We start from the raw sequence: 7,032 nt of genomic DNA, 5'->3' as shown, positions 1-7,032 counted from the left end.
GGGGAAAGACAGCATGGTGAAGGAACAGGCGCACACCGTCCGCAGCTACGAGCAGGAACTGGATCAGGTCCGGGGCATGCTCGTCCGCATGGGAGGAATCGTCGAAAGCCAGATGGCGATGGCGATGGCCGCGATCGTCGACCGCGACGAGGACGCGGCGGTGGAGGCGTCGGAACGCGATCCGCAGGTGGACGAGCTGGAGCGCGAGATCGAAACCCTGTCGATCCGCCTGCTGGCGCTGCGGGCACCGATGGCGGGCGACCTGCGCGAGATCGTGGCGGCGATGAAGATCTCGGGCGATCTGGAGCGCATCGGCGATTGCGCCGCCAGCATCGCGCGCCGCACTCTGCGGCTGGAGGCCGGCGATGCCAGGCTTTCGCCGGGTGGTCTGCGCACCATGGGGCGGCTGGTGCAGGAAAATCTGCGTCGGGCGATCGACGCGATGAGCCAGCAGGACAGCGAGCGCGCGGTCGAGGTCTGGCAGTCCGACGCGGCGGTGGACGAGCTTTATACTGCCATGTTCCGCGAACTGGTGACGTACATGATGGAAGACCCGCGTACCATCCGGTCCTGCACGCATCTGCTGTTCATCGCCAAGAACCTGGAGCGGATCGGCGATCATGCCACCAATATCGCCGAGCGGGTCTATTTCGCCGCGACAGGCGAGCAACTGCCGGTGGCGAGGCCGCGCGGTCTCCCGGTGGTATGACGGAAGCGAAATGATGTCGGGTACGATGACGGATACGGGTGAAGGCACTGCGGGCGGCGGGCGGCGGACATATGTCCTGGTGGTCGAGGATGACGACGCGCTGCTCATGCTGGTGCGGTATAATCTGGAAAAGATGGGATACGAGGTCGGCGTGGCCGAGGACGGGCACCAGGCGCTGGCACGGGTCGCGGAGCGCCGGCCCGACCTGATGATTCTGGACTGGATGCTGCCGGGCCTCTCGGGGCTGGATGTGTGCCGGCGCCTGCGCGAGCAGGAGGCCACCCGCGCGCTGCCGATCCTGATGCTCACCGCCCGGGCCGGCGAGGCCGACAATATTCGCGGGCTCGATGTCGGTGCCGACGATTATGTCGTCAAGCCTGTCAGTATCGAGGCGTTGCAGGCGCGTGTCCGCGCGCTGCTGCGCCGTGCGCCGCCGCTGGAGCAGGTTCTGCGTTTTGGCGACGTGACGATGGATACCGTCGCCCATCGGGCCGAGCGCAACGGCCGCGCCCTGGCGCTGGGGCCGACCGAATACCGGATCCTGGAGTTCTTCCTGCGCAATCCGCGCCAGGTCTTCTCGCGTGAGGATCTGTTGCAACGGGTATGGGAGCGTGGGGTGCATGTGGAACTGCGGACGGTCGACGTGCATATCCGGCGCCTGCGGCTGATCCTGAACGGGCCGGGCGAGGGCGATATCGTCCGGACCGTCCGGGCCGCGGGCTATGCCCTGGACGACCCGCGCCCCTGATTGCGGGGCCTTCGCGCGCCGGGAGTTGAACCATGTCCGCAATCGTGGCCGAGAATATCGTGGCGGGCATGGGCGTGCTGGCGGCGGCCGTCCTGGGGTGGCGCATGATCGCCAGCCGGCGGGCCGCCACCATGTCGGTGGCCACGGGGGATTCCGTGCGTGCGGTTCCGCCCTCGGCCGATGTCTTGTCACGCATGATCGAGACGCTGGACCTGGTGCCGGCGGCCGTCCTCGTTCTGGATGCCGGGGGGCGAATCCTGCATGCAGGGCCGGGCGCGTGGGAATTGTTCGGCGACAGTCTCGGCGCGATCATGCGCCATCCGGCTCCGCTTTCCGCTGTGCTCGAATTGCGGGACGGTGAGCGGGTCGAAGTGGACATGATGCTGGATGTGCCGATCCGTCGCGCGGTGCGCGGGCAGTTCCGCCGGATCAGCATCGGAGCCGGCCAGTCGGTTGTGCTGGCTACCCTTCAGGACGGCAGCGAGCGCGATGCGCTGGAGCGCATGCGGACCGATTTCGTGGCCTATGCCAGCCACGAACTGCGCACCCCCCTGGCGGCGTTGACGGGGTTTATCGAGACGCTGCGCGGCCCGGCCGCCGACGACCCGCAGGCGCAGCAGCGTTTTCTTGGGGTCATGGCCGGGCAGGCGGCCCGCATGCAGCGCCTACTGGACCGGTTGCTGATGCTGTCGCGCGTGCAGATGATCGAGCATCGCAAGCCGCGCGGCACGGTCAGTCCCGCCGCGATCGTCTCGCGGGTGCGCGACGAGGCCGCGCCCCTGCTGGATGGGGGGCCGGCCAGCCTGATCGTCGATCTGCCCGCGGACCTCCCGGATTTTGCCGGTGATGCTGATCAGGTGGTGCAGGTGCTGCTGAACCTGATCGAGAATGCGATCAAATATGGATCGGATGAACGCGATCGTGCGGTGACGATCGGCCTGCGCGTGCGCCAGACGGTGCCGGCGGCGCTGATGGGCGTGGTGGGCGCGGGCAAGATCCAGGGGGCGGCCCCAGGTGGCGGGGTCAGGCAGGGAATCGCCTTTACGGTAACCGACAACGGGCCGGGGATCGAGGCACGCCATCTGCCCCGCCTGACCGAACGCTTTTACCGCGTGGAGGGCAACTCGCCCCGGCGGACCGGGACCGGGCTGGGCCTGGCGATCGTCAAGCATATCATCGACCGGCACGAGGGGCGGCTGACGGTGGACAGCACGGTAGGGAAGGGAACGGCCTTTACCGTCTGGTTTCCGTTCGGCGACGGCGTGTCTCCGAAACGTCATGAAACTGTCATGGACACATCATTCCCTCCGCCTGCTGATCCGGGCTAGGAGGGGGCACCCGGGAGAAGCGTGCCACAACGCCTTGTCGCCGCTGCCGGGTTTGTCTGCCACGCTCGTCCAGGAACGGAACCCGATGCGTCGTCCTGTCAAATTCCTTGCCGCTCTTATGGTTGCGGCCGGTCCGGCTGCCCTTTCCGTCGCGCACGCCGCCGACATCACCGGAGCGGGCTCCAGCTTCGCCGCCCCGATCTATGAAGCCTGGGGCGCGGCCGCCAAGAACGCCACCGGCGTTGCCGTGAACTATCAGAGCGTCGGTTCCAGCGCGGGCCAGAACCAGGTCCTGGCCGGCACGGTCGATTTCGGTGCGTCCGACGCCCCGATGGATGCCGCCAAGCTGGAAAAAGGCTCGCTGTTCCAGTTCCCCACCGTGATGGGCGGCATCGTGCCGGTGGTGAACATCCCGGGTGTGAACGCCAATGCGCTGCGCCTGACGGGCGATGTGCTGGCCGATATCTATGCAGGCACGATTTCCTCCTGGAACGACCCGAAGATCACGGCGCTGAACCCGGGGCTGAAGCTGCCGGACCTGCCCATCGCGACGGTTCATCGCGCGGATGGTTCGGGCACGACCTTCGTGTTCACCTCCTATCTGTCGCGTGAATCGCAGTCCTGGCACGATGCCGCCGGTGCAGGCAGCTCGATCGCCTGGCCGGGTGGCGTGGGCGCCCGTGGTAATGACGGCGTGGCGGCTTCCGTCCGCAACACCGAAGGCGGCATTGGCTATGTCGAATACGCCTATGCCAGCCGCAACCACATGACGACGGTGCAGCTCAAGAGCAAGGCCGGTGATTTCGTCACCGCCAACCTCGACAGCTTTGCCAAGGCCGCCGGTGCCGCCGACTGGAAGGGCGCGACGAACTTCGCGGTCGACCTGCTGGACACGCCGGGCCAGGGCGCCTGGCCGATCGTTTCCGCAACCTACGTGCTGGTGCCGAAGCCGCCGAAAGATGCCGATAAGGGCGCTGCGGTGCGGAAATTCTTCGGCTGGGCCTTTGATAATGGCGATTCGGCTGCCCGTCGTCTGGATTATGTCGTCCTGCCGGCTTCGGTGAAGGCCGCTGTGCGCGCTGCCTGGTAACAGGCAAGGTTCTTGAATGTGGAAAAGGCGGGGATCTTGGTCCCCGCCTTTTTTATTGGTCATCTCCTGTCCGGGAGAGGATTATTTTTCATCCATTTGTACGCCGTGACTTTTAAATATTTCTGTCATACTTCAAATGTCTCATCGGGTGCGGCTTGTTCCGCTAGCGGTGTTGTGTGTTTGCAACAGTATATGTATCATTTAATTTCAATTACTTATGGTGTTTTGTCATCGTTCTGTCATGAGTCAGTTATAAAATCATCACACCGAAAAAAAGCAGGCCAGTTTACGAAGTCGTCATCTTCTCCTTCGGAACGGATGACATGCGTCTGCGATCCTCTCTTTCTGCCTTGTTCTGCACCACAGCATTGCTGGGCACCGTCTCTCTTATGCATCCCGCTGCGGCAGCCGACTCGCAGGACGCGCAATTGCGCGAACTGCGGCGGGAAATGCTGGAGATGCGGGGCCAGATCAAGGCTCTGAAAGCGCGCCTGAACGAGCCAGAGACCACGAATACCCGCACAGCCCGGGTGGCCGCTGCGGCGCATCGTTCCGAAATGTCCAACCGCATGGCGCATGATATCAATATCGGCGAGCCCACCCGGCCGAGCGTCGGTGTGCTGAATGCCTCCGGTGCCGGCACGCCGCCGTCGGATCGCGCTGTGGTGGAATCCTGGAAGGATTTCCAGGCAGCTTCGAAGAGCGATGAAGAAGTCGCAGTTGGCGGCATGAAGATAGGTTTCCCCAACGGGCGCTTTACAGTCCAGTCGAAGGACGGCGAATATGCGCTGTCGATCGGCTTGGCATTCCATGAGGATTTTGGCGGTTTCATCACCAATAATCCGCGTGGCAACGAAGCAAAGGGTGCGTTCAACGCCTTCACGACCAACCAGCGTCGTCTGCGTATTCCGTTCATGTTCCGCTACAAGAACTGGGTGGCGGCAGTTACGCCTGACTTCGGCGCAAATCATAATGACGGATACGTCGGCCTGTATGAGGGTAATCTGAACTATACCGGCCTGCGCAACACGGTGCTGACGGTTGGTTACTTCCAGCCACGCGTGACCGAAGAGGATGCGGAGAGCTCAAACGACTTCATGACGCTCGAACGTCCGAGCATCACCGACATGGTACGCAATATTGCCGCCGGCGATGCGCGGTTCAGCGTTGGTGGTATGCACTACGAGAAGCGTTGGTGGATTGCCGGCTACTTCACTGGTCAGGAATGGGGTCATCGTAACCCCTCTGATAATGGTGCCACCTATTACGGTGGTGGTAGCGGATCAGTGGTCGACAGTCAGACCGGTGGTGTGTTTCGCGTTGCCGGTCGGCCGATCGCAACGAAAGATTGGGACATGCATGTGGGGGTGTCGACGATGTCGGCATTCAAGGTCCAGGGAACAGGCACGAACAACCGGACGACATCGTTCGGCCAGCGCCCTGAGTTTGATATCGGTGAAGGCAGCATGTCGGCCACCGGCACTATTCCGTTCGTCTCGCACGTCTGGGCGGCTGGGCCTGAACTGGGCCTGCGTTGGCGCCGCCTGCTCGTGAAGGGCGAATACTATCATGTTGGGATCGAGCGTTCGCAGGCGACGCTGCCGACGCTGAACTTCCAGGGCTGGTATGGTGCGGCTGCTTACACCATCTTCGGCACGCCGCGGATGTATAACATGAAGGAAGGTGCGTGGGGTGCGCCTGGCGTCAAGGAAACGGAAGAGTTCGATCCGGCCCATGACAAGTGGGGAGCCCTGGAAGTCGTCGGCCACTATAGCGTCATCGACCTGAACGATAATGCACATGACCCGTCGGCGCTCAGCGCCAGCAAGCATTACAACTACTATGGCGTGAATGGCGGCCAGCAGACGGTTTGGCAGGGTGGTCTGAACTGGTATCCGAACCGCCATTTCGCGATCAAGGCGGATTACAGCCACTTCATCGTGTCGCGTAGCCAGCAGACGACGAATACGCTTGGTCGCACGGGTGACTCGGTCGAAGCCCGCGTGCAGGCGACGTTCTAAAAGAACAGAGGGGCGGTGCGCGCTGGAATGCGCATCGCCTTCTGACCGTCCTAATGGAATGAAGGGCTCGCGGAATCCTATCCGCGAGCCCTTTGTTTTCATGTCTTGAGGATAGATAGAGGTCAGACGTCGTTGTCGGACGCCGCATGCAGGGCCGCGCGGAACGCGTCAGCCATCAGGCTGTTTTCGGCGTCTTTCTTGACGACGAAATGCAACGGGGTCGTCAGTGGAGGGAGGTCGGGGCAGGAAAGCCGGCGTAACTGGCCGTCACGCACCAGCGGGGCGGCAAAGGCTTCGGGCAGGAAGCCGAGATAGACGCCGGTCAGGATCAGCATCGTGCGCGAATCAATGGTTTCGGCCGAGGCGGAGAATGTCAGGCGGCGGCGGATGGCGGGCCAGTCGGATGCCGTGGCGGCATCGGAGACGTCGATCAGCCGTTCTTCTTCAAGCATCGGCAGCGTCAACGGGCTATCATGGTCGAACAGGGCGTGCCGGCGACCGCAATAAAGATGCAGCGTTTCCGAGATCAGTATGCTCGCGCTCAAGCCCGGCTGGGCATCCGGCCGCAGGGTCAGCGCGGCTGTCGCACGTCCGTCGAGCAGCGCATGCTCGATATCGGCCGCCGAGGCGGAGGTCATGCTGATAAAGACCTCTGGATGCTGGCGGCCGAACATCTCCAGCGCATGGATAATGCCGGTTTCGCCATAGATCAGTATGTTGTCGATGACGTAGAGCGCGAAACGGCCGGATAGCACGCCGCTGGCGATGTTGATCCGGTCGCGGAAGCGGTCGATGTCGCGCAGCAGGTCGTCGGTCGCGCGCAGCACCTCGCGGCCTTCCGGCGTCAGGGAGAATCCGCCGCGGCCCCGGCGGCACAGGCGCATGCGCAGTCGCTGCTCCAGGGACGAGATGTCGATGCTAATCGACGACTTGCTCTTGCCCAGCGCCAGTTTGGCGGTCGCGAAACCGCCAAGCGTCGCCACGGTGCGGAATACACGCAGCAGGCGCAGATCGACTGCGGCCAACTGGCCGGAAAAGCCCTAGGGGGAACGGACCGGGGCAGGCCCGCGCCGGGGATCGGCCAAGGGGAAGCATCCTTCCTCTCTGCGAGGAAGGGTGCATACCATGGTCCGGCG

6 protein-coding genes are annotated in these 7,032 nt (G+C 63.5%); 5 read left to right on the top strand and 1 reads right to left on the bottom strand.

What is annotated here, in order from left to right; translation table 11 throughout:
• The first annotated feature begins 13 nt into the window (after nt 1–13).
• The 5 genes from phoU to ABF821_RS10950 all read left to right on the top strand — a co-directional run bounded on the left by phoU (nt 14) and on the right by ABF821_RS10950 (nt 5,896).
• Nucleotides 14–709 (top strand): phosphate signaling complex protein PhoU, encoded by a 696-nt coding sequence (gene phoU, locus ABF821_RS10970; protein WP_182975699.1) that lies wholly within the window; start codon nt 14–16, stop codon nt 707–709.
• Between the two features lie 25 nt (nt 710–734).
• Nucleotides 735–1,457 carry a phosphate regulon transcriptional regulator PhoB gene (gene phoB, locus ABF821_RS10965; protein WP_183010709.1) on the top strand — a complete coding sequence of 241 codons (723 nt, stop codon included), beginning with the start codon at nt 735–737 and terminating at the stop codon, nt 1,455–1,457.
• A gap of 32 nt (nt 1,458–1,489) precedes the next feature.
• Entirely contained in the window at nt 1,490–2,785 is a 1,296-nt protein-coding gene (locus ABF821_RS10960; RefSeq protein WP_415530025.1) for an ATP-binding protein, read from the top strand.
• An 85-nt stretch (nt 2,786–2,870) separates the two neighbouring features.
• Nucleotides 2,871–3,875, top strand: a complete 1,005-nt coding sequence (pstS, locus tag ABF821_RS10955) for a phosphate ABC transporter substrate-binding protein PstS (RefSeq protein WP_183010707.1) — start codon at nt 2,871–2,873, stop codon at nt 3,873–3,875.
• 323 nt (nt 3,876–4,198) lie between these two features.
• Entirely contained in the window at nt 4,199–5,896 is a 1,698-nt protein-coding gene (locus tag ABF821_RS10950; protein WP_415530024.1) for an OprO/OprP family phosphate-selective porin, read from the top strand.
• A gap of 122 nt (nt 5,897–6,018) precedes the next feature.
• Here the strand turns inward: ABF821_RS10950 and ABF821_RS10945 are convergent, their stop codons facing one another.
• On the bottom strand, nt 6,019–6,921 hold the full coding sequence (locus ABF821_RS10945; RefSeq protein ID WP_415530023.1) for a LysR family transcriptional regulator: 903 nt from the start codon (nt 6,919–6,921) through the stop codon (nt 6,019–6,021).
• Nucleotides 6,922–7,032: the final 111 nt, after the last annotated feature.

The organism is Gluconacetobacter sp., from assembly GCF_047721585.1.
Taxonomy (GTDB): Bacteria; Pseudomonadota; Alphaproteobacteria; order Acetobacterales; family Acetobacteraceae; genus Gluconacetobacter; species Gluconacetobacter dulcium.
The sequence above is the reverse complement of the archived record's forward strand: the minus strand, read 5'-3'. Positions and strand labels throughout refer to the sequence as shown.